Here is a 25268-nt window from a genome sequence, read left to right as displayed (position 1 = left end):
ATGGCTAGGGTATGCTGCCCAAACGGGTATAGAATCCCTTATTCTTCAAGAGATTAACCGTTCCGTACATGGATCGGTCCATCTCGGCGATTATTTACAAAGGCAGGCCGGAACTTGGAACAGCTAAAACGCCTTGAAAGCGGTATTGAAGGGCTCGACCTTCTGTTGAAGGGCGGGCTGGTCGCGGGCTCGTCCTACATCGTCCAGGGGCGACCAGGTTCGGGCAAGACCATCCTGGCCAACCAGCTGGGCTTCAACCACGTGCGCAATGGCGGGCGGGTGTTGGTGGCGACGTTGCTGGCCGAATCCCACGAGCGCCTCTTTCAGTATCTTTCGACCCTGAGCTTTTTCGATGCCTCGCGCATTGGCAACGAAATCCAGTTCGTCAGTGCTTTCGATACCCTGGAGAACGAAGGCCTGGACGAAGTGGTGAAATTGCTGCGCCGCGAGATCAGCCGGCAGAAAGCCACCGTGCTGATCGTCGACGGCCTGCTCAATGCGCGCTCCAAGGCCGAATCGCAGATCGACACGAAAAAATTCATCTCGGAACTGCAAGGCCACGCCGCTTTCGCCGGCTGCACCGTGTTGTTCCTGACCAGTTCCAGGCTCGACGATGGCAGCCCGGAACACACCATGGTCGATGGCGTCATCGAAATGGGTGAAGAGCTGTTCGGCACCCGTTCCATTCGTCGCATCCAATTGCGCAAGACCCGCGGCAGCGGTGCGCTGTCGGGCCTGCATGAATGCGAGATCACCGACGACGGGCTGGTGGTGTACCCGCGCATGGAAAGCCTCTACAGCCACCCGTCACGCCCGGACAGCGCCGACCTGACGCGCCTGCCCAGTGGTGTGCCGGCGCTGGACAAGCTGATCGGCGGTGGCCTGCCTCGCTCCTCGGTGACCCTGGCGATGGGGCCATCAGGCATCGGCAAGACGTCACTGGGCATTCACTTCCTGGCGGCAGGCAGCGCGGCTGAGCCGGCCTTGCATTTCGGTTTCTATGAAACGCCCCAGCGCCTGCAAATCAAGGCCCAGGCCTTGGGTTATGACTTCAAGGCCATGCAAGACGCCGGCGCGCTGTTCGTGTCCTGGCAGCCCACCACCGAAGGCCTGGTGGACTGTCTCGGCGCGCGCCTGCTCAAGCAGATCGACCAGTTCAAGATCAAGCGCGTGCTCATCGACAGCCTGGGCGGCATGACCCGCTGCGCCACCAGTCCCGCACGCCTGACGGAATTCTTCAGTGCCCTGATGGGCGAATTGCGTGCCCGTGGGGTCACGGTCTTCGTGACCTGGGAGATCCGTGGCCTGTTCGGGCCGGAAGTCACCTCGCCGACACCGGACCTGTCGAGCATCGTCGACAACATCTTCCTGCTGCGCTTCGTGGAATATGAAGCTGAACTTAAACGCCTGCTGTCCATTCTCAAAGTAAGGGACAGTGTCTATGACCCTTCACTGCTGGAGCTGGTCATCGACGAGCGCGGTATCGATCTGAAAAAGGCCTTCAAGAATGCAGAGGCAGTGTTATCCGGAAGCGCCTCGGCGGTCAGCAAGCCTTGAAGACGCCCGGATCGAGTTGACATGAGCACCATCCTGATCGTCGACGACGAATTCATGATTGCCAACATCCTTGAACTGGCGTTCGAGGATGAGGGCTATGAGGTCGTCAAGGCTGCGAACGGGCGCAAGGGCTTGGAAGTCCTTGAGCGCGAGCGCCCGGCGCTGGTCATCACGGATTTCATGATGCCGGTGATGGACGGTCTGGAAATGGCCCGCAAGATCCGCGAGCATCCGCTGCACAAGCATTTGCCGATCCTGTTGATGAGTGGTGCCCAAGGCAGCATCGGGCGCGCCACGCCCGAGCTGTTCGCCGCGGTGTTCGACAAGCCGTTCGAGATCATGAAAGTGATCGCCAAGGTGCGTGAGCTGATCGGTCCGCCGGACAATTCACCCCACTGATTGCAGCAGGGCCATCAGGCGCTCGACGATCACTGCACGGTCATCATCACCCAGGGTCAACGGCGGTAGCAGGCGAATCGTCCGGCCGCGGGCCACGTTGATCAACAGGCCATGCTCGAGGGCCGCCAGCTTGGCCAGGTGGGGCGCGGGCTGGTGCAGTTCGATGCCCACCATCAGGCCGTGGCCACGCACTGCCGCTACTCCCGGATGGCCTGTCAGGGCGCTGCGCAACGTATTGAGCAGCAACCTGCCTTGGTGCGCGGCGTTGGCGGCCAGGTTCTCCTGCTCCATGATGTCCAGCACCGTGCACGCTACCCGGCAGGCCAGCGGGTTGCCGCCGAACGTGCTGCCGTGGCTGCCAGGGCCGAACAGGTCGGCTGCGGCCCCCGTGGCCAGGCAGGCGCCGATGGGCACGCCGTTGCCCAGGGCCTTGGCCAGGGTCATCACGTCGGGCACTACGCCTTCATGCTGGCCGGCGAACCAGCGGCCGGTACGGCAGAGCCCGGTCTGGATCTCGTCGAGCATCAACAGCCACTGCTGTGCGTCGCAGATCTGGCGCAAAGCCTTCAGGTAGCCGCTGGGCGCCACCTGCACCCCGCTTTCGCCCTGCACCGGCTCGACCAGCACCGCGGCAATGCGTTGCCCATACCGCTGGGCCACGGCTTCAAGGGCCAGCACGTCACCGAACGGCACGCTGACGAAACCTTCGACCAAGGGCGCGAAGCCGGCCTGGCAGGTGGGGCTGTCGCTGGCCGACAGGGTGGCGAAGGTGCGGCCGTGGAAACTGTTTTCCATCACCACCACCAACGGCTGGCGGATACCCTTGGCCGTGGCGTGCAGACGGGCCAGCTTCAGTGCCGCTTCATTGGCCTCGGCCCCCGAATTGCAGAAGAACGCACGCGCCATGCCGGCCAGGTCGGTCAAGCGTTGCGCCAGCCGCGCCTGCCAATCGATGCGGTAGAGGTTGGAGCAGTGCAGCAGCAAGCCGGCCTGGTCGCGAATGGCGTCGACGATTCGGGGGTGGCTGTGGCCTACCGAGGTCACGGCCACCCCGGCCAGGGCATCGAGGTATTCACGGCCCTCGCTGTCCCAGAGGCGGCAGCCTTGCCCGCGCTCGAAGCTGATGGGCAGGGGTTGGTAATTGTTCATCAGGGCGGTCATGGGCATCGTGTCCTTGCAGGGGAAGGGTGCCAGTATCTTTATCCAGCAAGGCGTGATAAATGGCCCTACACTGAAAGGACTTTCAAGCAGGAGTGGATAATGGACCTGTTCCAGGCCATGGGTGTATTCGTCCAGGTAGTGGAAGGTGGCAGCATGACCGCCGCCGCCGATGCCTGTGGCATGTCCACTACCATGGTGGGCAACCACTTGCGTGCGCTGGAGCAGCGCCTGGGGGTGAGCCTGTTGCGCCGTACCACCCGCCGCCAGAGCCTGACCGAGTTCGGCAGCGCCTACTACCAACGCTGCCTGGATATTCTGGGCCAGGTCAGCGCCGCCGAGCAGTTGGCCGAGGAAGTGCAGGCCGTGCCCCACGGTACCTTGCGCATCAGCGCGCCACCGACCTTCGGTGCCGAATGCCTGATGCCTTGCCTGGCCGATTACCTGAACGAGAACCCGGCAGTGAAGCTCGACGTGGTCCTCACGGACCGCCTGGTCGACCTGGTGGAAGAGGGCTTCGATGCGGCGATCCGCCTGGGCACCCTGGAAAACTCCAGCCTGATCGCCCGGCCGTTGCAGGACTATGGGCTGACGCTCTGCGCTGCGCCAGCTTACCTGGCAGGGCGGGGCGCGCCTGTCGATGTGCAAGCGTTGGCCGAGCACGATTGCCTGGCGTTCGCTTACCCCGCAGGCACCGAGTGGCGGTGGACGCAAAAGCACTGGCGCCTCAGCGGGCCGGAAGGTGAGGTGAGTGTGGAGGTCAGCGGTCGCATCGCGGTCAACAGCGCCCCGGCGCTCAAGCGCGCGGCGCTATCGGGGTTGGGCATCGCGATGTTGCCCGATGCCCTGGTGCGCGAGGAGCTGGCCAGCGGGCGGCTGGTGCCGCTGCTGCCCGACTGGCATTTGCCGGTGCGCCCGATGCACCTGGTCTACCCCCAGGAGCGTTACCGCTCGCCCAAACTGCGCAGCTTCGTGGCGTTCGTGGTCGGCGCAATGGCAAAGGACCTGTAGCAGCGGACCTGGCCGCGTCCTGGCCGCCGCGGCGTTCCCCGCACACCGCTTGACCCCGACGCGGCAGTCCGGCTAATGGTCAGACCTCCAGGCGTTTGACGTCGCCCAGCAGCAACAGGTACGCCAAAGCGCCTGCCAGAGCCACTGCGCCGATGAACCACAGGGCGCCGGTGAACGAACCGGTGCTGGACACGATGAAGCCAATCACCAGCGGCGTGATGATGCCGGCCATGCCGGTGACTAGGTTGAACACGCCCGCCGTCAGACCGATGAGCTTCTTCGGTGCGATGTCGGAGATCACCGTCCACCCCAGGCCAACCATGCCTTGGCCAAAGAAGGCGATGGACAGGATGGCGATCACCGCCTGGTCGCTTTCCACGAAGTTCGCCGCGACGATGCAACTGGCCATCAGCAAGCCCGCGATGATCGGCAGCTTGCGCCCCAGGCTGGCGTTGCCGGTGCGCTGAATGAGGCGGTCGGAGAACCAGCCGCCCAGCATCACCCCGCAGCCCGCCGCGATGAAGGGCAGCACCGCGAAGAAGCCCATCTTCATCCAGCCCATGTGCCGCTCGGTGGACAGGTAGGTGGGGAACCAGGTCAGGAAGAACACCAGCGTAGCGTTGCCCGCGAACTGGCCCAGGCAGGCGCCCCAGATCTGCCGGAAGCCCAGCAGCTGGCGCAGGCTTTTCCAGGAAAACGGGGTTTTCTTCTCGTCCTTCGGCGCCAGGCCACCACCGGCTTCGATATACGCCAGCTCAGCGGCATTGACGCGGGTGCACTCATGGGGCTCGCGGTAGCGAAGCTTCCACACCAGCGCGAACAACAGGCCGATCACGCCCACCAGCACGAACAGCGAGCGCCAGCCGTAATGGGCCAGCAGCATGAACAGCAGCGGGCTGAGAAAGGCCAGGCCGATGTACTCGCCCACGGTGTAGATACTGGTGGCCCGGGCCCGTTCCTGCTGGGGGAACCAGGTGGCGACCACGCGGCTGTTGGTGGGAAAGCAGGTGGCTTCGCTGACGCCGAGCAACAGGCGCAGGCCGATCAGCGAGGTGAAGCCGGAGACCAGGCCGTGCAGCAAGGTGGTCAGCGACCAGGCGCTGGCGGCAACGAAGTAGGTCTTGCCGCTGCCGAAACGGTCGAGCAGAGCACCGCCCGGTACTTGGGCCAGCACGTAGCTCCAGGCGAAGGCAGAGAACATCACGCCCATCAGCGCGGGGTCGATGCCCAGTTCGGTGGTCATGGTGGGCGCGGCGATGCCGAGGATGCTGCGGTCCAGGTAGTTGATGATGGTACCGACCGCCAGCAGCGTCAGAATGACGAAGCGGGCACGGCTGGGACGCACGGCAGAGGCAGCAGCGGAACGAGGCACGGTGGGGATCGTCACTGCGCCCGATTGATTGTCAGGCATGGGGTGATTCTCGTCTTTGTAGTTGTTGCCCGCAGGCTATTGAAGCGTCGACGCAGGGTCAAGGCAAAATGTACGAACTAGTTCGATGATCGGTCGCTAAAGTCGTCTGCGGCGCGCTGCCGCACGCCATGGCGGCAAAGGTTAAGAATTTTTCATCCTGCCGACCACCCGGCTAAGTGCTAGTGGCCTTCATGCGCAGGGCTGGTTACCCTGTGCACTTTTTCCCCGACTGTCACGCCCCGCCATGGCCCTTGCCGCCCCACCCGACCTCAGCGACCTCGACATCCCCGTGCAGCCGCTGGCACGTACCTACCCACGCGGGTTGTTCGTGGAGCCCCACCAGCATGCCTGGGGCCAGGTGCTGTATGCGGCCAGCGGGGTCATGTGGGTGGAAACGCCGTCCGAGGCGCTGATGGTGCCACCCCAGCGTGCCGTCTGGTTACCCCCGGACGTGCCCCATGGCATTCGCGTGGTCACCGACCTGCAAATGCGCAATATCTACCTGCGCCCAGCCATCGCCGCCACCCTGGACCCCCGTGTGCAGGTACTGGAAGTGGGCGGGCTGCTGCGTGAACTGATGCTGACCCTGGTAGAGCAGGGCCGCGACAGCCGCGGTGAGTACTATCAGGCGCTGGCGCAATTGGCGGTGCTGGAGTTGCACAAGGCGCGCCGCAGCACCTTGCGGGTGCCGCTGCCCAATAGTCCGGATCGGCGCTTGATGAACCTGTGCCAGGCCGTCATGGCGCAACCGTCGCTGGCGGTGTCATTCGAACAGCACGCCGCCCTGGCCGGTGCCAGCGTGCGCACCCTGGCGCGGTTGTTTCAGGCTCACCTGGGCATGGGCTTCGCCGAATGGCGGCGCCAGGTGCAAGTGGCCACCGCGGTCGCCGAATTGATCCAGGGCGTGCCGGTCAGCACCATCGCCCGGGCCATGGGCTATTCACCCAGTAGCTTCAGCGACATGTTCAAGCGCGCCCTGGGCGTGGCGCCATCGCGTTTTCCTATCCCTGCGCTGACACCCTCGGTTGGCCGATAAACCGAAGCACTTGGCCGATACCCGCGCGACGCCGACCATACACTGCCGGCGCATCCATTGAAGGGGTACCCCCATGAAAGCACTGCAGTTCAAGCACACCGGCGACCTCGCCCACCTTGAAGTCGCTGACTTGCCCACCCCGGTGGCACCCGAGGGCCACGTACTGGTCGAGGTTCGCGCCGCGGGCCTGAACCCCAGCGACGTGAAGAATGTACTGGGCCGCTTTCCCTACACCACCCTGCCCAGGGTGCCGGGCCGCGATTTCGCCGGCGTGGTGGTCGCCGGTCCGGAGCGGTTGCTGGGGCAAGCGGTATGGGGCACCGGCAGCGACCTGGGTTTCGCGCATGACGGCAGCCACGCCCAGTACCTGACCGTGCCCGCCGATGGCGTAGCGCTCAAGCCCGGCCAGTTGAGCTTCACCCAGGCGGCCAGCCTGGGGGTGCCGTACACCACGGCCTGGGACGCGGTGGAGCGCTGCCAGGTGGGGCAGGGCACGCGGTTCCTGGTGCTGGGCGCCAACGGCGCGGTGGGTTCCGCGGCGTTGGCCCTGGCCCGGATCCGCGGCGCCGAGGTACTGGCCGCGGTACGCCGCCCGGAGCAGGCCGCGACCCTGCGAGCGCAGGGTTACCCGGTGGTTCTGCTGGAGCACGCCGACACCCTGGCCTCGCAGGTGAACGACGTATTCACGGGCGGCGCCGAAGTCATCTTCGACACCACAGGCTTCTGGTTGCCCGCCGCAGTGGTGGCGCTGGCCACGTTCGGCCGCATCGCCATCATCGCCGCGCCGGTCAACGGCCTGGTGGAGTTCTCGGCCTTGGGCCTGTACCGCAAGGGTGGCTCGCTGGTGGGCGTCAACAGCCTGCTGTACGACTGTGCCGCCTGTGCGCGCATGCTGGAGCAGTTTGGCGGTTATTTCGACAACGGCCAGCTGCCGTTGCCCACTGACCTGCTGGAGGTGCCGCTTACCGAAGGCCTGGCGGCCTATGCGGCAGTCAATGGCGGCAGCAGCCAGAAGGTCATCCTCCTGCCCTGACCGGCTAGGGCTTGCGGGAATTGAACAGGAACGCCACCAGCGCCACCAGCGGAATGGCGCTGCCGACCTTCATCACCAGCCCCCAGCCACCGGCTTCATACACGCTGCTGGCCATCGCCGAACCCACCGCGCCGCCGACGAAGATGCTGGTCACGTACAGCGCGTTCAAACGTGCGCGGCTGTTGGCGTCAAGGCCGTAGATGATGCGCTGGCCCAGCACCATGTTCATCTGCACGGCGAAGTCCAGCAGCACCCCGGTCAACGCCAGGGCCACCACGCTATAGGCCGGATGAACCAGCGCCGTGGTGAAGCTCACGGGCGCCAGCACCATGGCCAGCAGCGAGGCACGGCGGGTATGGCCGGCGTCGGCCAGGCGCCCGGCGATGGGCGCGGCGATGGCGCCGATGGCACCCACCAGGGCGAACACCGCGATCTGGCTCTGGCTCAGGCCGTGCTGGCGCGACAGTTCCAGGGGCACGGCGGTCCAGAACAGGCTGAAGGTGGCGAACATCAGCGCCTGGTAGAACGAACGCTGGCGCAGGGGGCCATGGCGGCGCACCAGGGTGCCCAGCGATGCCAGCAGCTGCCCGTAGGTCGCGCTGTGGTCCGGCTGGCGGTGCGGAATGGTGCGCGCCATGATCAGGGTGATGGCCACCATCACTGCGGCGGCCACGTAGAACACCGCGCGCCAGCCGAAATGGTCGGCGATCACGCTCGCCAACGGCCGCGCAAGCAGAATGCCCACCAGCAGGCCGCCCATGATGCTGCCCACCACGCTGCCGCGGGTCTGCTCGCTGGCCATGTGCGCCGCCAAGGGAATCAGCATCTGCACCGACACCGAGCTGAAGCCGATCAACAGCGACACGATGAGAAATACGCTGGGTTGACTGCTCAGCGCCGCACCGATCAGGCTGACGGTGGCCAGCAGCGTGGTGCCGAGCATCAGTTTGCGGTTTTCTAGCAGGTCAGCCAGTGGCACCAGGAAGAAAATCCCCAAGGCGTAGCCGATCTGTGTCAGGGAGACGATCAGGCTGGCGCCGTGGGCCGACAGCTGGATGTCCGGGGCGATCAGCTCGATGATCGGCTGGGCGTAGTAGATGTTGGCGACGATGGCGCCGCAACAGAACGCGAACAGCGCCACCATGGCGCGGCTCATCGTCGGGTGGTTCAGGTGGGTAGGGTCGCTCAGGCTGGTCATGGTGTGCTCTTCATGGCGGGGGATCGGCGCTCGGAAGGGCGCGCACCGATTCAATTTCTGCCGCAAGGCTAAGCCCCCGCCATTCCCCGCGCCAGAGCGGTCGCGTTAATAATGACCATCGGCTTCAGGCATGATCGCCGCCACGTGCCAGGGCGATAAAGAAAAACGACCCCTCCTTAACCATTACACAGAAGACGTTGCGCTGCCCCTGCGCTAGCCTGCCTCATCAAAAGAATTCTTTCAGCGAGCAGAGGTTTTCATGGCGCGCATCATTGGCGGTCTCGCCGTTTCCCACACGCCTACCATCGGCTTTGCCGTGGACCACAACAAGCAGGAAGAGGCCGCCTGGGCGCCCATCTTCAAAGACTTCGAGCCTATCAAGGCGTGGCTCGACGAGCACAAGCCCGATGTGCTGTTCTACATCTTCAATGACCATGTGACCTCGTTCTTCTTCGACCACTATTCGGCATTTTGCCTGGGCGTGGACGAGCGCTATGAAGTGGCCGACGAAGGTGGCGGCGTGCGCGCGCTGCCGGCCATCGGTGGCCACGCTGAACTGTCCCGGCACATCGGCCGCAGCCTGATGGCTGACGAGTTCGACATGGCGTTCTTCCGCGACAAGCCGATCGACCACGGCCTGTTTTCGCCCATGTCGGCTTTGCTGCCGTTCGACACCGAATGGCCCGTGCAGGTCGTGCCCCTGCATGTGGGCGTGCTGCAGTTCCCGATTCCCAGCGCTGCCCGCTGCTACAAGCTGGGCCAGGCCCTGCGCCGCGCCATCGAAAGCTTTCCTGAAGACCTCAAGGTTGCCGTGGTCGCCACCGGCGGCGTGTCACACCAGGTGCACGGCGAGCGTTGCGGCTTCAACAACCCCGAGTGGGATGCGCAATTCCTCGACCTGCTGGTCAATGACCCGCAACGCCTGACCGAAATCACCTTGGCCGAATATGCCGAGCTGGGTGGTATGGAAGGCTCGGAAGTGATCACCTGGTTGATCATGCGCGGTGCCCTGTCGGCCAACGTGGTCAAGCGTCACGAGGGCTACTACCTGCCGTCCATGACCGGCATCGCCACCCTCGTCCTGGAAAACCAGGCCCGCGACGTTCCTGTTGACCTGCTGGCGCGCCACCGCGAGCACATCGACCATCAGCTCAAAGGCGTGGAGAACCTGCCAGGCACCTACCCCTTCACCCTGGAACGCAGCCACAAGGGCTACCGCCTGAACCGCTTCCTGCACCAGATGATCGTGCCCGCCTGGCGCGAACGCTTCCTGGCCGACCCGGAAGCGCTGTTCGACGAGGCGCAACTGAGCGAGGAGGAGCGCGACCTGGTCCGCCGCCGCGACTGGCTGGGGTTGTTGCAGTACGGGGTGATCTTCTTCCTGCTGGAGAAGCTGGGCGCGGTCACCGGCGTCTCGAACCTGCACATCTACGCGGCCTTCCGTGGCCTGTCGCTGGAAGACTTCCAGAAAACCCGCAACCAGCAGGTGCTCTACTCGGTGGCCGGCAAGCGCTGAGCCACCGCCGCGCGAATCTGCTCCATCAGCGCCTGGGCCGCGGGCGCATGCAGCCCGGCGCTGCGGTAGGTCAGGCCGATGGGGCGTTCGGTGAGGGGCAGTTGCAGTTTCAGGGGGTGCAGCTCGCCGCTGTCGATCTCGTGGCCCAATTGGTGGGCCGATACGGCGGCGATCATGTCCGAACCCAGCAGCAACCCGCGAATGATCGCCAGGTCAGCGCTTTCCACCACCGGCAGGGGCGGGTCGATGCCCCACGCGGCGAACTGACCGTTCAGCAAGCCGCGGGCCGGGCTGCCCGCGCGGGGCAGCACCCAGCGCATGTTCTGCAGCTCGTCCGGTTGCAGGGGATGCCCTTGCAAGGGGTGGTCGCGTCGGGCCAGCAGCACCATCGCTTCGGTCAACAGCGCCTCGCCATGCAGGTCACTGGCGAAGTCGGCCGGGCGCAGGGCGCCGAAGACGAAATCCACATCACCGGCACGCAGTTCCGAGGCCAGCAGCTCGAACGGGCTCTCGTTGGTCGCTACCCGCACCCCTGGGTGGGCCGCGGTCAGCGCAACGATAGCGGCGGGCAACAGGCGGCTGCGGCCCAGGGGCAGGGCGCCGACGTTGACGGTGCCTTGCAAGGAGCCGCGCAGGGCCGCGAGGTCGGCATCGATGTGGCGCAGTTCGTTGAGGGCCCGGCGCAAGGGCGTGAGAATCTCGCTGGCCGCGCGGGTGGGCTGCAGGCCGCGCGACGAGCGCTCGAACAGCAGGCAGCCGCTGCCACCTTCCAGCACCTTGAGCGCCGCGCTCACGGCCGGCTGGGTCAGGCCGTACAGGCTGGCCACCGTCTGCATGTGGCGGGTCTGGCACAGGGCAATGAACAGTTCCAGGCGCCGGGCATTGAGCAGGTACAGGGGCTCGGCGGCATGCCCGGCGACATTGCCCAGCAGCGCCGGCACGCTTTCCAGTTCGTCCAGGGTGCGGCGGGCACGGGCCAGCACCCGCTTGCCCTGGTCGGTCAACAGCATGCCGCTGGCGTGGCGTTCGAACAGCGGCACGTCGAGGCGGGTTTCCAGGTCGCGGATCGCCCGGGTCACCACCGACTGGGCCCGGTACATCAAGGTTGAGGCGCGGGAAATGCTGCCGTGCTCGGCCACTCGCACGAAGGCGCGAACCTGCAGCAGGTTAGGCAGTTCGTCGAGCATTGCAGGTACCCTCGATAAATAAAAAGTATACCTAGCCTAACTGAATGCATTATTCCGCGCCAAGGCCGCGTGACAGGATAAAGCCATTCCAACCCGCAGGAGTCCACCATGTCTGCCACTTCCAACAAGACCGCCCTGGTGGTCAGCGCTCACTCTGCCGACTTCGTCTGGCGTGCCGGTGGCGCCATTGCCCTGCACGCCCGCCAGGGCTATGACGTGCACATCGTCTGCCTGTCGTTCGGCGAGCGCGGCGAGTCGGCGAAAATGTGGCGCAAGGGCCCGGGCATGACCGAGGAAATCGTCAAGGCCGGTCGTCGCCAGGAAGCCGAGGCCGCCGCCGAAGTGCTGGGCGCCACCGTCGAGTTCTTCGACATCGGCGACTACCCGATGCGCGCCGACACCGACACGCTGTTCCGCCTGGCCGATGTATTCCGCCGCGTGCAACCCGAGTTCGTTCTCAGCCACTCGCTCAAAGACCCGTACAACTACGACCACCCCCTGGCCACCCACCTGGCCCAGGAAGCGCGCATCATTGCCCAGGCCGAAGGCTACAAGCCGGGCGAGAAGATCGTCGGCGCACCGCCGGTGTACAGTTTCGAACCGCACCAGCCCGAGCAGTGCGAATGGAAGCCTGATGTGCTGCTGGACATCACCGAGGTCTGGGACAAGAAGTACGCGGCCATTCAATGCATGGCCGGCCAGGAACACCTGTGGGAGTACTACACTCGCGTGGCCCTGCAGCGTGGCGTGCAGGCCAAGCGCAACATTGGTATCACCTCGAAGAAAGACATCATCTACGCCGAGGGTTACCAGAGCATCTTCCCCCGCGTGACGGAGAATCTGGGATGAGCCTTGTCGGAAAAACCGGTGTCGTGGTGCGCAACATCCAGCGTGCCGACAGTGCCCTGATCGACGAATTGCGCCAATACGGCGTGGCCACCGTGCACGAAGCCCAGGGCCGCAAGGGCCTGCTGGCGCCGTTCATGCGCCCCATTCAGCAAGGCGTGGCCATCAGCGGCTCGGCCATCACCGTGCTGGTGGCGCCTGGTGACAACTGGATGTTCCATGTGGCGGTCGAGCAGGCCCAGGCCGGCGATATTCTGGTGGTTGCCCCCAGCTCGCCCTGCACCGATGGCTATTTCGGCGACCTGCTGGCCACTTCGCTGCAGGCCCGTGGTGTGCGCGGCCTGATCCTGGAAGCGGGTGTGCGCGATACCCATACCCTGCGGGAAATGGGCTTCCACGTGTGGTCCAAGGCGGTCCACGCTCAGGGCACCATCAAGGAAACCCTGGGCTCGGTGAACATTCCGGTGATCTGCGCCGGGCAACTGGTGAACCCCGGTGACGTGGTGCTGGCCGACGACGATGGCGTGGTGGTAGTGCGCCGCGACGAACTGCACACCGTAGTGGAGGCCGCCCGCAAGCGTGCCGACCTCGAAGAAAGCAAGCGCCTGCGCCTGGCCAGCGGCGAGCTGGGCCTGGACATCTACAACATGCGCCCACGCCTGGCCGAGAAGGGCCTGCGCTACGTGGACGACGTCAGTGAACTGGAGGACTGAAGCCGTGGCCCAGCGTCGAATTCCCTGCTTGATGATCCGTGGCGGCACCTCCAAGGGTGCCTACTTCCTGGCCGACGACCTGCCCGCCGATGGCGAGGCCCGCGACCGCCTGCTGCTGGCGGCCATGGGTTCGCCCGATGCGCGGCAGATCGATGGCATTGGCGGCGGCGATTCGCTGACCAGCAAGGTGGCGATCATCAAGCGTTCGGCGCGCCCGGGCGTGGACGTCGACTACCTGTTTGCCCAGGTGGTGGTCGATGAGCCGCGCGTGGACTACGGGCAGAACTGCGGCAACATCCTCGCCGGCGTCGCCCCCTTCGCCCTGGAGCGTGGGCTGGTGCAGGCCAGCGGTGACGTGACCGCGGTGCGCATCTTCATGGAAAACACCGGCCAGACTGCCACCGCTCAGGTGCAGACCCCAGGCGGTGAGGTGGCCTACGCCGGTGACGCCCGGATCGACGGCGTGCCTGGCAGCGCGGCTGCAGTGGTCATCGAGTTCGATGACATCGCCGGCTCCAGTTGCGGTTCACTGTTCCCCACCGGAAACGTGGCCGACACGTTCGACGGCGTGGCCGTGACCTGCATCGACAACGGCATGCCGGTGGTACTGATTCGCGCCAGCGACCTGGGCCGCACCGGCTATGAAAGCCGTGCGGACCTGGACGCCGACGTAGCGCTCAAGGCACGCCTGGAAGCCATCCGCCTGCAAGCCGGCCCGGCCATGAACCTGGGTGATGTCAGTGCTCGCACCGTGCCCAAGATGTGCCTGGTGGCCGCGCCGCAGCAGGGCGGGGCGATCAGCAGCCGCAGTTTCATCCCCCACAAGTGCCATGCCTCCATCGGCGTGTTCGGCGCGGTCAGCGTCGCCACCGCGTGCCTGTATCCAGGCTCCGTGGCCAGTGACCTCAGCGAAGTCCCTGGCGGCGATCACAAACGCCTGGCGGTGGAACACCCTACGGGCGAATTCACCGTGGCGGTGCACACCGATAACGGCAAGGTGGTCAGCTGTGGCCTGGTGCGCACCGCGCGGTTGCTGTTCGATGGCAAGGTCTGCATCGGCTGAAGTGACGCAGAACCCAAGTAGCAGCGGACCTGGTCGCGTCCCGGGCGCCTCGTAGCGCCGGGCGCTGTCCGCACATGCCCGACGCGGCCCACCCTGCGAACTGGCGCAACGCGCCGCAGTCAGATTTACTGGTACCCTCACAGGGTTTACGTTTTTCTGATGCCCGCAGGTGCCAATGGACCGCTACGCCCCCCATTCCTGGTTGCCCCATGAGAAGCCGAGCCTGCCCGGCTCGCCATCCACGCCGTTGCACTCCACGCCCAAGCGCCTGGCCTTCGCTGCCGTTGGCCTGCTGGTGGCGATCACCGGCGGGTTGGGCAATGCCCTGGTCACGGCCAACCTGCAATTTCTGCAAGGTGCGCTGGGCGCCACCCAGGCGGAAATGGCCTGGCTGCCTGCTGCGTACGTCATGACCAACATTTCCATGAATCTGGTGCTGGTCAAGTTTCGCCAGCAGTTCGGCCTGCGTGCGTTTACTGAGGTGTTCCTGGTGCTCTATGCCCTGGTGACCTTCGCCCACCTGTTCGTCAACGATCTCAACTCCGCCATTGCCGTGCGTGCCGCCCACGGCATGACCGGCGCGGCGCTCAGTTCCCTGGGCCTGTACTACATGATCCAGGCCTTCCCCGCCAAGTGGCGGCTCAAGGCCCTGGTCCTGGGGTTGGGGGCTTCGCAATTGGCCTTGCCGCTGGCCCGGGTGTTTTCCGAAGACTTGTTGCAGATCGCCGAATGGCGCGGCCTGTACCTGTTCGAGCTGGGCCTGGCACTGACCGCCCTGGGGTGCGTGTTCATGCTCAAGCTGCCACCGGGCGACCGCTTCCGCACCTTCGAGCCACTGGACTTTCTGACCTTCGCCATCCTCGCCACGGGCTTCGCTTTGCTGTGCGCGGTGTTGTCCCTGGGGCGCATCGACTGGTGGCTGGAGGCGCCGTGGATCGGCTGGGCTTCGGCGGCCTGTATCATCCTGATCCTGACCGGGCTTGCCATCGAACACAACCGCAGCAACCCCATGCTCATGACCCGCTGGCTGGGCAGCGGCGTGGCCATCCGCCTGGCCCTGGCGGTGATCCTCATTCGCATGGTGGCTTCCGAACAGTCGACGGGCGCAGTAGGCTTCCTGCAGGCGCTGAACATGAGCCAGGAGCAGATGCGCAGCCTCTATTGCGTGATGCTGGTGGGCGCGATCGCCGGGCTGGCCGTCAGCGCCTGGACCATCCGCCCCGAGCACCTGTTCATGCCCTTGATCGTGTCCTTGGCGCTGATGGCCACGGGCTCGTACATGGATTCGTTTTCCAACAACCTCACGCGGCCCTGGAACATGTACCTCAGCCAGTTCCTGCTGGCTTTCGGCAGCACCTTCTTCGTGGGGCCGACCATGGCCCTGGGCACCCGTAACGTGGTGACCAACCCGCGCAACCTCATCAGCTTCTCGGTGCTGTTCGGTATCTGCAACAACCTGGGCGGGCTGATCGGCTCGGCGTTGCTGGGCACCTATCAGATCGTGCGGGAAAAATTCCATTCCAGCATCATCGTCGAGCAGTTGACGCTGCTTGATCCCAGGGTGCTGGCGCGCGTGCAGAGCAGCGCCGCCGGTTACGCCTCGGTGGTGGCCGATACCTCGTCGCGCACCAACCTGGGCTACCGCGCGTTGTCCACCGCCGCGACCCGAGAGGCCAACGTGCTGGCCTACAACGACGTTTTCATGTTCATCGGCGTGGTCGCGGTATTGACCATGCTGTGGATCTTCATCCGCAGCCTGTGGCTGCTGACCACCACAACGACCCAGGCGCCCTCGGCGCCATCACCTTCCGAACCTGCCAGCGGCGCCTCTTCTTCATGACCGAACCGACGACGACCACCACCAACGCCATCGCTTCCACCCCGAAGGGGTTGCCCCTGCCGCCACCGCGCCGCGTTCACTGCGGGTGCGCATTCTGTCCACGCTGATCTTCGCCAGCGTCGCGGTCATCGGCGTGCTGATCGTGCTCTATGCCTGGGAGTTGCCGCCGTTCAGCAGCAAGATCGAAAGCACCGAGAACGCCCTGGTGCGTGGCCAGACCACCATCATCGGCCCGCAGCTGGCCGGCTACGTGTTTGAAGTGCCGGTACAGGACTTCCAGTTCGTCAAGGCCGGTGACCTGCTGGTGCGCCTGGACGATCGTATCTACAAACAGAAAGTCGACCAGTCCCTGGCCCAGTTGGAGCAGGCCAAGGCCAACCTTGCCAACAACCTGCAGCAGCGTCGAAGCGCCGAGGCCACCATCGCCCAGCGCCAGGCCGCCATCGGCGACAGCGCGGCGCAGGCGCAGAAAAGCGCCGCCGACCTGCGCCGCAACGAAGCGCTGGTCAGCGATGGTTCGGTTTCCAAAAGCGAGCTGGACGTGGCCCGGGCCGCCAACGCCGCGGCCATCTCCAGCCTGGCGCAGGCCAAGGCAGCGTTGGAAATCTCGCGCCAGGACCTGCAAACCGTCATCGTCAACCGCGCCTCCCTGGAAGCCGCCGTCAGCAGCGCCGAGGCCGCGGTGGAACTGGCACGCATCGACCTGTCCAACACCCGAATCACCGCCCCGCGTGATGGCCAGCTGGGCCAGATCGGCGTACGCCTGGGCGCTTACGTCAATATCGGTGCGCAGCTCATGGCCCTGGTTCCCGACACCCTGTGGGTCATCGCCAACATGAAGGAAACCCAGATGGCCGACGTTCGTGTGGGGCAGCCTGCCACCTTCACCGTCGACGCCCTCAACCACCTGCGCCTGCGCGGCCATGTGCAACGCATCTCACCGGCCACCGGCTCGGAATTCAGCCTGCTCCAAGCCGACAACGCCACCGGCAACTTCGTCAAGATCGCCCAGCGCATTCCGGTGCGCATTACCGTGGACAGCGACCAACCGGAGGCGCAACGCCTGCGGCCGGGGATGTCGGTGGTGGTGAGTATCGATACCGGGTACGTGGTGGAGGATGAGCGGGGCGAGCCGGTGCGCGGGGAGGAGGATTGAGGCGTCGTCGAACCTGCCCCGGCTAGATCGGACTTCCCCCTGTGGGACCGGGCGAAGTTCGGGACGGCCGCGCCGCAGTCTGCCTGACGCACCGCAGCGCCTGCTTCCCGAGCTGACGCCCGGTCCCACAGGGGATGGCCGCGATGGCGAGGTACCCCTCCTGTGGGACCGGGCGAAGCTCGGGAAGGCCGCGCCGCGGTCTGCCTGACGCACCGAAGCGGCTGCTTCCCGAGCTGGCGCCCGGTCCCACAGGGGATGGCCGCGATGGCGAGGTACCCCTCCTGTGGGACCGGGCGAAGCTCGGGAAGGCCGCGCCGCGGTCTGCCAGATGCACCGCAGCGGCTGCTTCCCGAGCTGGCGCCCGGTCCCACAGGGGATGGCCGCGATGGCGAGGTACCCCTCCTGTGGGACCGGGCGAAGCTCGGGAAGGCCGCGCCGCGGTCTACCAGATGCACCGCAGCGGCTGCTTCCCGAACTGGCTCCCCAAGCAGGTCAACGCACCAGGCAAGGCTTCTTGTTATCGAACTTCCACCCCGGCACCAGGAACTGCATGGCCACGCTGTCGTCACGCGCGCCCAGGCCCATGCCCTTGTAGAGTTCGTGAGCCTTGGCCACGGCGTCCATGTCGATGTCCACGCCCAGCCCCGGCTTGGCCGGGACCTTGACGAAGCCGCCTTCGATCTTCAGCGGTTCCTTGGTCAGGCGCTGGCCGTCCTGCCAGATCCAGTGGGTGTCAATGGCGGTGATGTCGCCCGGGGCGGCAGCGGCCACCTGGGTGAACATGGCCAGGGAAATGTCGAAATGGTTGTTGGAGTGCGAGCCCCAGGTCAAGCCCCAGTCGTTGCACATCTGCGCGACACGCACCGAACCCTGCAGGGTCCAGAAGTGCGGGTCGGCCAGGGGGATGTCCACCGATTGCAACTGGATGGCGTGGCCCATCTCGCGCCAGTCGGTGGCGATCATGTTGGTGGCGGTGGGCAGGCCAGTGGCGCGGCGGAATTCGGCCATTACCTCGCGGCCCGAATAGCCATTTTCCGCGCCGCAGGGGTCCTCGGCATACGCCAGCACCTTGTGCTGGTCGCGGCACAGGGCGATGGCTTCTTTCAATGACCAGGCACCGTTGGGGTCCAGGGTGATGCGCGCATCCGGGAAGCGTTCGGCGAGGGCGGTGACCGCTTCGATTTCCTCGGCGCCGCGCAACACGCCACCCTTGAGCTTGAAGTCATTGAAGCCGTATTTGGCTTTGGCGGCTTCCGCCAGGCGTACCACGGCTTCCGGGGTCAGGGCCTTTTCGTGGCGCAGGCGGCTCCATTCGTCACCGGCATCCGGCTCGCTGCGGTAGGCCAGGTCGGTGGCGCCACGGTCGCCCACATAGAATAGATAGCCGAGCATTTTCACCGCGTCGCGTTGCTGGCCTTCACCCAGCAAGGCGGCTACCGGTACTTCAAGGAACTGCCCGAGCAGGTCGAGAAGGGCGGCTTCCATGGCCGTCACCGCGTGAATGGTGATGCGCAGGTCGAAGGTCTGCAGGCCACGCCCGGCAGCGTCGCGGGCGGCGAAGGTGCTGCGCATCTGGTTGAGCACGCGCTGGTAGTGGCCGATGGGTTGGCCGATGACCAGGCTGCGAGCGTCTTCCAGGGTCTCGCGGATGCGCTCGCCCCCGGGTACTTCGCCAACCCCGGTGTGCCCGGCGCTGTCAGTGAGGATAACGATGTTGCGGGTAAAGAACGGGCCATGGGCGCCGCTGAGGTTGAGGAGCATGCTGTCGTGGCCGGCCACGGGAATGACCTGCAGGGCGGTGACCACGGGGGTATTGGTGTGTGCTGGGTGGCTCATGTCGGTTTTCCTGTTCGCGCGAAAAGGCTCAGATGATTTTGCTCAGCGTCGCGCCATGGGGGGCGGCAGGCGCGACAGGAGCAGGTCCCTTGGGCTGGGTGCGGGCGAAGAACACCAGCACCGCCGCCAGAATCGACGTGGCCGTAAGGCCGTACAGCCCGCCCTGGATAGAGCCAGTGCTCTGCTCCAGCAGGCCGAACGTCGCGGGGGCGACGAAACCGCCGAGGTTGCCCAGGGAATTGATCAAGGCGATGACGGCCGCGGCGATGCGCGCGTCCAGGTAACCTTGGGGAATGGGCCAGAACAGCGAAGACGCCGATTTGAACCCGATGGCGGCGAAGCACACGGCCACGAACGCGAAGATGGGCCCCCCGGTGGTCGATAGAAACATGCCCGCCGCCGCAATCAGCAGCGCCGTGGCGACCCACGCCTGCTGAAAGCGGAACTTGCCCGACAGGGCCGCGAACCCGTACATGGCGATGATGGAAATGAGCCACGGGATGGAGTTGAAGAACCCCACTTGCACATCACTGAGGTCGCCCATCTTCTTGATGATGCTGGGCAGCCAGAAGGTAGCGGCGTAGATGGTCAGTTGAATGCAGAAGTACAGCACGCAGAAGATCAGGATCTGGCCGTCCTTGAGCAGCTTGCCCAAGGTCGGCTTCAGGGTCTGCAGGGCGTCGCGGTCTTTCTGTTCCTGGTCGATGACGTCCACCAGCGCGTCCTGTTCGGCGCGGCTCAGCCATTTGGCGTCATGGGGGTTGGAGTCCAGCCAGAACCACACGAAGAACCCCAGCAACACCGAGACCAGGCCTTCGATGGCGAACATCCATTGCCACCCCTTCAAGCCCAGGCCGTCGAGCTGCAGCAGTGCCCCCGACAGCGGCCCGGAAATCAGCGAGGCCACTGCGGAGCCGCTGAGGAAGATGGCAATGGCCTTGCCGCGCTCCACCGCGGGTAGCCAGCGGGTGAAGTAATAAATCACCCCGGGAAAGAAGCCGGCTTCGGCCACACCCAGCAGTACCCGCAGGATGTAGAACTGGGTCTCGTTCTGGACGAAAGCCATGAGCGTGGCCACCAGCCCCCAGGTGAACATGATGCGGGTGAGCCAGATGCGCGCGCCGACTTTCTGCAAGAGGATGTTGGACGGCACTTCGAACAGCGCATAGCCGATGAAGAACAGCCCGGCGCCCAGGCCGTAGGCAGCGGCACCGATGCCCAGGTCGTGCTCCATGTGCGTGCGCACGAAGCCGATGTTGACCCGGTCGATGTAGTTGACGATGAACATCAGGACGAACAGCGGCAATACGTGCCGCTTCACTTTGGCGACGGCGCGGGCCAGCACGGGATCGCTGCCGGCGACGCCAGACACAGGGTTTGAATTGCTCACGACTCGACGCTCCCACTGACTTGTTTTTATGCGGGTAGGTGTACAGGTTGGGCCTGTTAACAGTCATCGTACAAGTTGTGTTTTGTCGATGCAATGGGTTTGTGCGAGGGGCTTCGCCGGCTTGTTGCTCAATGCGCAGTTCGTCGATAAAGGGAGGACGATACTTGTCATACAAGCTCGGGTGCCAAGCCATTCGCGCACGGTTGCACCGACCTATCTGGTAAGCTGGCTCATGACCTTTCGCGGCGGAACCAGCCTGCATGCACGACCAACCCAACGTCCCGGGGCGCAAGCGCGCCACCAGCCTGGCCCATGATCTGGTCGAGGCCTTGAGCCAGCAGATTCTGCTGGGGCAGTTCCGGCCGGGTGACAAGCTGCCTTCCGAGCCCACCATCGTTCGTGAGCACGGCGTGAGCCGCACCGTCGTGCGCGAGGCTATCTCGCGCTTGCAGGCTTCGGGGTTGGTGGAAACCCGCCATGGCATCGGCACCTTCGTGCTGGCGCGCGAGTCGCAACTGGGCCTGCGCCTGACCGTCGACACCGCCGCGGGCGTACGGGGCATCCTTGAGCTGCGCCTGGGCCTGGAAGTGCAGGCCGTGGCCCTTGCCGCACAGCGGCGCAGCGACGACCAGCTACGGCGCATGCGCCAGGCGCTGGACGATTACCAGGCGCAGTTGGCCAACAACGACAGCTGTGTGGAAGAGGACAAGCGCTTCCACCAGTTGATCGCCGAGGCCACGGGCAACACCTATTTCACCGAAATCATGCAGCACCTGGGTGACGCCATGATCCCGCGCACCCGGGTCAAGGCCGAGGAGCGCGGCGATGCAGACTTCGAGCGGCTGGGGTACCTGGCCAGCCTGGAGCACGAGGCCATCTTCCATGCCATTCGCAAGCAGGATCCCGATGCAGCTCGGGCGGCCATGGTGTTGCACCTGACCAACAGCCGGGACAGGTTCTCCGGCAGTTAGATGACCGCGGCATCCAGTTCCAGGGCAAACAGCTCGGCGAGGGTCTGGCGACGACGAATCACCTTCACCTGCTCGCCATCGATCAGCACCTCGGGGATCAGCGGCCGGCTGTTGTAGTTCGACGACATCGATGCCCCATAGGCGCCGGTGGTATGGATCACCAACAGGTCGCCCACTGCAGCACGCGGCAAGGGCCGCGGCGCCACCAGGCCGCCTTCGTGCTGGGTGAAGACGTCTCCGGACTCGCACAGCGGGCCGGCCACGACGCTCGGTTGCAGCTCCCCGCCACGCGGCTGGCCGTCGCGGTCCAGCAGGGTGAATCCGTGGTAGCTGCCGTACATGGACGGGCGCATCAGGTCATTGAAACCGGCGTCCACCAGCACGAAATGCTGGCTGCCCATGTCTTTCACCGCGCGCACTTCAGTGACCAGTGTGCCGGCCTCGGCCACCAGGAAGCGCCCGGGTTCGATTTCCAGGCGCACCGGGTGGCCCAAGTGCGCTTGCACACGTTCGCGCGCCGCGTTCCAGATGGCGGCATAACGCTCTGTATCCACCGGTTGCTGGTCGGCCTTGTAGGGCACCGACAGGCCGCCGCCCGCGGAGATCGCTTCCAGGTCGTGGCCCATGTTGATCACCGCGTCGGCCATGGCCGTGCACACCTCTTCCAGGTGCCCGTAGTCCACGCCCGAGCCGATGTGCATGTGCAAGCCCACCAGGTGCAGGTCGTACTGGCGCACCACCGCCAGGGCTTCGCCCAGCTGGCTGTGCCAGATGCCATGCTTGCTGTTTTCACCGCCGGTGTTGGTTTTCTGGCTGTGGCCATGGCCGAAGCCGGGGTTCAGGCGAATCCACACGCGGTGACCGGGGTGCTGCTGGCCCAGCTGGCGCAGCATGTCGATGGAGCCGCAGTTGACCTCCACGTCCAGTTCGATGATGCGCGCCAGGGTAGGGCGGTCCAGCAGGTCACAGGTGAACACCACGCCAGCGGGTTCGCCCTGGGGGCTGAAACCGGCCAGCAGGGCACGCTCGATCTCGCCCAGCGATACCGCGTCCACTTGTACGCCCTGTTCGCGCATCAACCTGAGGATATGCACGTTGGAGCAGGCCTTCTGGGCGAAGCGAATCACGTCGAAGCCCTGGAGCTGGCTGATGCGCTGGCGAATCATCGCCGCGTCGTAAGTCCAGAACGGGGTGGCGAGTTGCTCAACGAGGGGCAGGTAGCGATCGAACATGGTGGTGTGGCCGTGAAAGGGGAGAGGCGCCCATCATGGCTATTTCGTTGCATGCAATAAAATATCTGTTTTTTCTCAGTCTATTCAGTTCTGATATGGCATTGAGTTGAGTCGAGGCCTTTCATGGACATTTCTCTGCGCCACATCGAAGTGTTTCGCGCGGTCATGAACGCGGGCAGCGTGACCGGCGCCGCGCAATTGCTGTTCAGTTCCCAGCCGACGGTAAGCCGCGAGCTGGCGCGGCTGGAGAGCCTGCTGGGCATGGCGCTGTTCGTGCGCGAGCGTGGCCGCCTGACGCCCACCGCCCAGGGCCTGATGCTGTTCGAGGAAGTGCAGCGGGCCTATGTGGGACTGGAGCAGATTGCCAGTGTCGCCGAATCGATCCGGCGTTTTGACCAGGGGCAGCTGAACATCACCTGCCTGCCGATGTTCGCCCAGGTCCTTCTGCCAGCGGCCTGCCAGGCGTTCAGCCGCGACTACCCAGGCGTGGCCGTGAGCATCACGGCCCAGGAATCGCCCGCGCTGGAAGAATCATTGAGCGGCCAGCGCTTCGACCTTGGCTTGATTGAAAGCCGCCATCCGCCACGTGGCACGCGGGGGCTCGAGCTGTTTTGCGCCGACATGGTGGCGGTGCTGCCCACGGCGCATCCGCTGGCGGCCAAGGCTCAGTTGGCGCTCGACGATTTCGACGGCCAGGCGTTCATTCACCTGTCGGGCCTGGACCTGTATCGCAAAATGCTCGATGAGCAGTTCCGCCGTGCCGGCGTACAGCGCCATGGCGTGGTCGAAACCAGCACGGCGGCTTCGGTGTGCGCCATGGTGCGCCAGGGGCTGGGCGTAGCCATCGTCAACCCGCTTACCGCGCTGGACGAATCGGCCCGCGGGCTGGTGCTGCGGCCCCTGGCTGTGGCGGCGCCGTTCAGCGTCAGCCTGATCCAGCCGCAATACCGCCCAGCGTCGGTGCTGGTGGAGGCCTTCACCGAGCGCTTGAAGGATGAGGCGCAGAGGTTGCGGCAGGGATTGACCGCGGGCACCGAAGGCTAATGGCACCCCCGTCGGATCAGTGCTCTACAGATCCGCCAAGGCTTCGCGCAGGTTGATGTCCGGCGCGCTCTGCTCGGTCAGGTCCAGTTGGCTTTCCAGGTCCACCAGGTGGTGAAACATGGCCTGCACTGCCTGTTCGCTGTCACCGCTGTGCAGGGCGTCAAGGATGGCCTGGTGGTCGTCGCAGCGGCACGATGGGGTGTCCAGGCGCTGATACAGGGAGACGATCAGCGAGCTGCGCACGATCAGATTGCCCAGAATTTCCCGCAGCAAACGATTGCCACACAAGTCGGCGAGCATCAGGTGGAATTCGCTGCGTACCCGCACGGTTTCACGTCGGTCGCCGCTGGCCGAGGCCTGGCGCTCGGCCGCCATCTGTTCGGCCAGGCTATCGGCATGGGCGGCCAGGGCATCGGGGGTGATGGCTTCGACCACGGCTCGCTCGATGGCGCGGCGGGCGGCGAACACTTCGCGGGCCTCCTGGGCGGTCGGCTGGGAAACGATGGCGCCGCGGTTGGTCTCGATGGTGATGATGTGTTGCATGGCCAGGCGCTGCAGGGCCACTTGCACATGGTTGCGGTTGGCCTGCAGGGTCTCGACGATCTGTGCTTCTACCAGCCGCGTGCCGGGGCGCAGGCGTTGCTGGGCGATGGCGCGCGACAGCACGTCGACGATGCGGTTGACTTCCAGCTGTTTGGCGGTGACGGTGACGGAGCCCATATTTCCTCGAACGGTGTGCCCCTGCAGATCCGGAGTGGGGATGCAGTGGGGGCGCATTATCCGCCAGCGGGGCAGCCTTTGAAAAGCGCGCGGGCACCCCGCCGTCAGGGAAATTGACCCATTAAACCATTGCAAGATGCTGCTTGCGCCGGGGTGGCGGGCAGGCCTGATCTATCAGATGGAGGTCGTCGCCCTCCAGTTGCAGGGCTGCGGCGGCTGCATTCAGGCGCACGTGCAGCGGGTCGACGGCCTTGGGTATGGCAATCACACCGTCCTGGCGCACCGCCCAGGCCAGGCACACCTGAGCGGGCGTTACCCCGTGCTTGTCGGCAATGGAGCGCAGGTTGGGGTGCTCCAGCAGTTTGCCGCCCTGGGCGATGGGGCAGTAGGCCATGGTCGGCAGCCCGTGGTCATGGCTCCAGGGCAGCAGGTCGAACTCGATGCCCCGCGCCTGCGGGTTGTACAGCACCTGGTTGGTGGCGCAGCGGAGGTCGTCCAGTTCTTCGAGGTCGTCGACATCGAAGTTGGACACGCCCCAGCGGCCGATCTTGCCCTGTTCGCGCAGGCGTTCGAAGGCGTCCACGGTTTCGGCCAGCGGGTACTGCCCGCGCCAGTGCAGCAGGTACAGATCGATGTGGTCGGTGCCCATGCGCTTGAGGCTGCGTTCACAGGCCGCGGCCACGCCGCTGCGGCTGGCGTTGTGGGGGTACACCTTGCTCACCAGGAACACCTGGTCGCGGCGCCCCGCCAGCGCCTGGCCCACGACCTCCTCGGCGCCGCCTTCGCCGTACATTTCGGCCGTGTCGACCAGGTTCATGCCCAGCTCGATGCCCAGTTGCAAGGCGGCCACTTCCTGGCGTTTGGCATGGGGGTCTTCGCCCATGCGCCAAGTGCCCTGGCCGATGATGGATACGGATGCTTCTGCAAGTGGATGATGGCGCATAGCTACTC

21 protein-coding genes and 1 pseudogene are annotated in these 25268 nt (G+C 65.2%); 13 read left to right on the top strand and 9 right to left on the bottom strand.

The window, feature by feature from the left end; translation table 11 throughout:
• Positions 1 to 114 precede the first annotated feature (114 nt).
• A complete protein-coding gene (locus HWQ56_RS20150; RefSeq protein ID WP_158153953.1) occupies positions 115 to 1557 on the top strand; it encodes an ATPase domain-containing protein in 1443 nt (480 codons plus the stop codon).
• Positions 1558 to 1578: 21 nt separating this feature from the next.
• Positions 1579 to 1956: a response regulator gene (locus tag HWQ56_RS20145; protein ID WP_176571613.1), complete on the top strand. Its 378-nt coding sequence runs from the start codon at positions 1579 to 1581 to the stop codon at positions 1954 to 1956.
• Here the strand turns inward: HWQ56_RS20145 and HWQ56_RS20140 are convergent.
• Positions 1945 to 3123, bottom strand: a complete 1179-nt coding sequence (locus HWQ56_RS20140) for an aspartate aminotransferase family protein (RefSeq protein WP_425331912.1) — start codon at positions 3121 to 3123, stop codon at positions 1945 to 1947. The genes HWQ56_RS20145 and HWQ56_RS20140 overlap by 12 nt on opposite strands.
• Positions 3124 to 3216: 93 nt before the next feature.
• Here HWQ56_RS20140 and HWQ56_RS20135 point away from each other — a divergent pair, with 93 nt between their 5' ends.
• Positions 3217 to 4125 carry a LysR family transcriptional regulator gene (locus tag HWQ56_RS20135; RefSeq protein WP_176571611.1) on the top strand — a complete coding sequence of 303 codons (909 nt, stop codon included), beginning with the start codon at positions 3217 to 3219 and terminating at the stop codon, positions 4123 to 4125.
• 79 nt (positions 4126 to 4204) lie between these two features.
• Here HWQ56_RS20135 and HWQ56_RS20130 read toward each other — a convergent pair whose 3' ends face one another.
• Positions 4205 to 5470, bottom strand: a complete 1266-nt coding sequence (locus tag HWQ56_RS20130) for an MFS transporter (protein ID WP_158153972.1) — start codon at positions 5468 to 5470, stop codon at positions 4205 to 4207.
• Positions 5471 to 5780: 310 nt separating this feature from the next.
• Between HWQ56_RS20130 and HWQ56_RS20125 the strand changes: the two genes are divergently transcribed.
• Both HWQ56_RS20125 and HWQ56_RS20120 read left to right on the top strand, forming a co-directional pair.
• A complete protein-coding gene (locus HWQ56_RS20125; protein ID WP_158153949.1) occupies positions 5781 to 6572 on the top strand; it encodes an AraC family transcriptional regulator in 792 nt (263 codons plus the stop codon).
• Positions 6573 to 6645: 73 nt separating this feature from the next.
• Positions 6646 to 7605, top strand: coding sequence for a quinone oxidoreductase family protein (locus HWQ56_RS20120; protein ID WP_176571609.1), 960 nt, complete (start codon positions 6646 to 6648; stop codon positions 7603 to 7605).
• A gap of 4 nt (positions 7606 to 7609) precedes the next feature.
• On the opposite strand, the gene HWQ56_RS20115 is transcribed toward HWQ56_RS20120, so the two are convergent.
• Positions 7610 to 8803 (bottom strand): MFS transporter, encoded by a 1194-nt coding sequence (locus HWQ56_RS20115; protein WP_158153947.1) that lies wholly within the window; start codon positions 8801 to 8803, stop codon positions 7610 to 7612.
• 259 nt (positions 8804 to 9062) lie between these two features.
• On the opposite strand from HWQ56_RS20115, the gene HWQ56_RS20110 reads away from it, so the two are divergent.
• Positions 9063 to 10319: a gallate dioxygenase gene (locus HWQ56_RS20110; RefSeq protein ID WP_158153946.1), complete on the top strand. Its 1257-nt coding sequence runs from the start codon at positions 9063 to 9065 to the stop codon at positions 10317 to 10319.
• Here the strand turns inward: HWQ56_RS20110 and HWQ56_RS20105 are convergent.
• The gene (locus tag HWQ56_RS20105) at positions 10295 to 11506 is read right to left on the bottom strand and encodes a LysR family transcriptional regulator (protein WP_158153945.1); all 1212 of its coding nucleotides are present in this window, start codon (positions 11504 to 11506) and stop codon (positions 10295 to 10297) included. The two genes, HWQ56_RS20110 and HWQ56_RS20105, sit on opposite strands and share 25 nt — an antisense overlap.
• Before the next feature lie 108 nt (positions 11507 to 11614).
• On the opposite strand from HWQ56_RS20105, the gene galB reads away from it, so the two are divergent.
• From galB to HWQ56_RS20080, 5 genes and pseudogenes are all read left to right on the top strand, one after another.
• Positions 11615 to 12355: a 4-oxalmesaconate hydratase gene (gene galB / locus HWQ56_RS20100; protein WP_158153944.1), complete on the top strand. Its 741-nt coding sequence runs from the start codon at positions 11615 to 11617 to the stop codon at positions 12353 to 12355.
• The gene (locus tag HWQ56_RS20095; protein WP_158153943.1) at positions 12352 to 13065 is read left to right on the top strand and encodes a 4-carboxy-4-hydroxy-2-oxoadipate aldolase/oxaloacetate decarboxylase; all 714 of its coding nucleotides are present in this window, start codon (positions 12352 to 12354) and stop codon (positions 13063 to 13065) included. The genes galB and HWQ56_RS20095 overlap by 4 nt, the downstream gene beginning before the upstream one ends.
• A gap of 4 nt (positions 13066 to 13069) precedes the next feature.
• On the top strand, positions 13070 to 14128 hold the full coding sequence (locus HWQ56_RS20090) for a 4-oxalomesaconate tautomerase (RefSeq protein WP_176571608.1): 1059 nt from the start codon (positions 13070 to 13072) through the stop codon (positions 14126 to 14128).
• A 175-nt stretch (positions 14129 to 14303) separates the two neighbouring features.
• Positions 14304 to 15968, top strand: a complete 1665-nt coding sequence (locus HWQ56_RS20085; protein ID WP_176571607.1) for an MFS transporter — start codon at positions 14304 to 14306, stop codon at positions 15966 to 15968.
• Positions 15965 to 17124, top strand: a pseudogene (locus HWQ56_RS20080) (HlyD family secretion protein). Before HWQ56_RS20085 ends, HWQ56_RS20080 begins: the two are co-directional and overlap by 4 nt.
• Positions 17125 to 17616: 492 nt before the next feature.
• On the opposite strand, the gene gudD reads toward HWQ56_RS20080, so the two are convergent.
• Positions 17617 to 18960, bottom strand: a complete 1344-nt coding sequence (gene gudD / locus HWQ56_RS20075) for a glucarate dehydratase (protein WP_176571606.1) — start codon at positions 18958 to 18960, stop codon at positions 17617 to 17619.
• A gap of 28 nt (positions 18961 to 18988) precedes the next feature.
• Positions 18989 to 20350, bottom strand: coding sequence for an MFS transporter (locus tag HWQ56_RS20070; RefSeq protein ID WP_176571605.1), 1362 nt, complete (start codon positions 20348 to 20350; stop codon positions 18989 to 18991).
• Positions 20351 to 20610: 260 nt separating this feature from the next.
• Here HWQ56_RS20070 and HWQ56_RS20065 point away from each other — a divergent pair, with 260 nt between their 5' ends.
• Positions 20611 to 21321: a FadR/GntR family transcriptional regulator gene (locus tag HWQ56_RS20065; protein ID WP_176571604.1), complete on the top strand. Its 711-nt coding sequence runs from the start codon at positions 20611 to 20613 to the stop codon at positions 21319 to 21321.
• On the opposite strand, the gene lysA is transcribed toward HWQ56_RS20065, so the two are convergent.
• Positions 21318 to 22553 carry a diaminopimelate decarboxylase gene (lysA, locus tag HWQ56_RS20060; RefSeq protein ID WP_176571603.1) on the bottom strand — a complete coding sequence of 412 codons (1236 nt, stop codon included), beginning with the start codon at positions 22551 to 22553 and terminating at the stop codon, positions 21318 to 21320. The genes HWQ56_RS20065 and lysA overlap by 4 nt on opposite strands.
• 123 nt (positions 22554 to 22676) lie before the next feature.
• On the opposite strand from lysA, the gene HWQ56_RS20055 reads away from it, so the two are divergent.
• Complete coding sequence (locus HWQ56_RS20055; RefSeq protein ID WP_158153991.1) at positions 22677 to 23597, top strand: LysR family transcriptional regulator; 921 nt, start codon at positions 22677 to 22679, stop codon at positions 23595 to 23597.
• Between the two features lie 24 nt (positions 23598 to 23621).
• Here HWQ56_RS20055 and HWQ56_RS20050 read toward each other — a convergent pair whose 3' ends face one another.
• Positions 23622 to 24317, bottom strand: a complete 696-nt coding sequence (locus HWQ56_RS20050; RefSeq protein WP_158153992.1) for a GntR family transcriptional regulator — start codon at positions 24315 to 24317, stop codon at positions 23622 to 23624.
• A gap of 121 nt (positions 24318 to 24438) precedes the next feature.
• Positions 24439 to 25260: an aldo/keto reductase gene (locus HWQ56_RS20045; protein ID WP_176571602.1), complete on the bottom strand. Its 822-nt coding sequence runs from the start codon at positions 25258 to 25260 to the stop codon at positions 24439 to 24441.
• Positions 25261 to 25268: the final 8 nt, after the last annotated feature.

Source organism: Pseudomonas eucalypticola (assembly GCF_013374995.1).
GTDB lineage: Bacteria > Pseudomonadota > Gammaproteobacteria > Pseudomonadales > Pseudomonadaceae > Aquipseudomonas > Aquipseudomonas eucalypticola.
This window is presented reverse-complemented; position numbering and strand designations above follow the sequence as displayed.

Excerpts from the sequence above, each read along its gene's own strand:
- HWQ56_RS20145 (WP_176571613.1), top strand. The coding sequence starts at position 1,579 with ATGAGCACCATCCTGATCGTCGACGACGAATTCATGATTGCCAACATC.
- HWQ56_RS20140 (WP_425331912.1), bottom strand. The coding sequence starts at position 3,123 with ATGCCCATGACCGCCCTGATGAACAATTACCAACCCCTGCCCATCAGC.
- HWQ56_RS20135 (WP_176571611.1), top strand. The coding sequence starts at position 3,217 with ATGGACCTGTTCCAGGCCATGGGTGTATTCGTCCAGGTAGTGGAAGGT.
- HWQ56_RS20125 (WP_158153949.1), top strand. The coding sequence starts at position 5,781 with ATGGCCCTTGCCGCCCCACCCGACCTCAGCGACCTCGACATCCCCGTG.
- HWQ56_RS20120 (WP_176571609.1), top strand. The coding sequence starts at position 6,646 with ATGAAAGCACTGCAGTTCAAGCACACCGGCGACCTCGCCCACCTTGAA.
- HWQ56_RS20115 (WP_158153947.1), bottom strand. The coding sequence starts at position 8,803 with ATGACCAGCCTGAGCGACCCTACCCACCTGAACCACCCGACGATGAGC.
- HWQ56_RS20110 (WP_158153946.1), top strand. The coding sequence starts at position 9,063 with ATGGCGCGCATCATTGGCGGTCTCGCCGTTTCCCACACGCCTACCATC.
- HWQ56_RS20105 (WP_158153945.1), bottom strand. The coding sequence starts at position 11,506 with ATGCTCGACGAACTGCCTAACCTGCTGCAGGTTCGCGCCTTCGTGCGA.
- galB (WP_158153944.1), top strand. The coding sequence starts at position 11,615 with ATGTCTGCCACTTCCAACAAGACCGCCCTGGTGGTCAGCGCTCACTCT.
- HWQ56_RS20095 (WP_158153943.1), top strand. The coding sequence starts at position 12,352 with ATGAGCCTTGTCGGAAAAACCGGTGTCGTGGTGCGCAACATCCAGCGT.
- HWQ56_RS20085 (WP_176571607.1), top strand. The coding sequence starts at position 14,304 with ATGGACCGCTACGCCCCCCATTCCTGGTTGCCCCATGAGAAGCCGAGC.
- gudD (WP_176571606.1), bottom strand. The coding sequence starts at position 18,960 with ATGAGCCACCCAGCACACACCAATACCCCCGTGGTCACCGCCCTGCAG.
- HWQ56_RS20065 (WP_176571604.1), top strand. The coding sequence starts at position 20,611 with ATGCACGACCAACCCAACGTCCCGGGGCGCAAGCGCGCCACCAGCCTG.
- lysA (WP_176571603.1), bottom strand. The coding sequence starts at position 22,553 with ATGTTCGATCGCTACCTGCCCCTCGTTGAGCAACTCGCCACCCCGTTC.
- HWQ56_RS20055 (WP_158153991.1), top strand. The coding sequence starts at position 22,677 with ATGGACATTTCTCTGCGCCACATCGAAGTGTTTCGCGCGGTCATGAAC.
- HWQ56_RS20050 (WP_158153992.1), bottom strand. The coding sequence starts at position 24,317 with ATGGGCTCCGTCACCGTCACCGCCAAACAGCTGGAAGTCAACCGCATC.
- HWQ56_RS20045 (WP_176571602.1), bottom strand. The coding sequence starts at position 25,260 with ATGCGCCATCATCCACTTGCAGAAGCATCCGTATCCATCATCGGCCAG.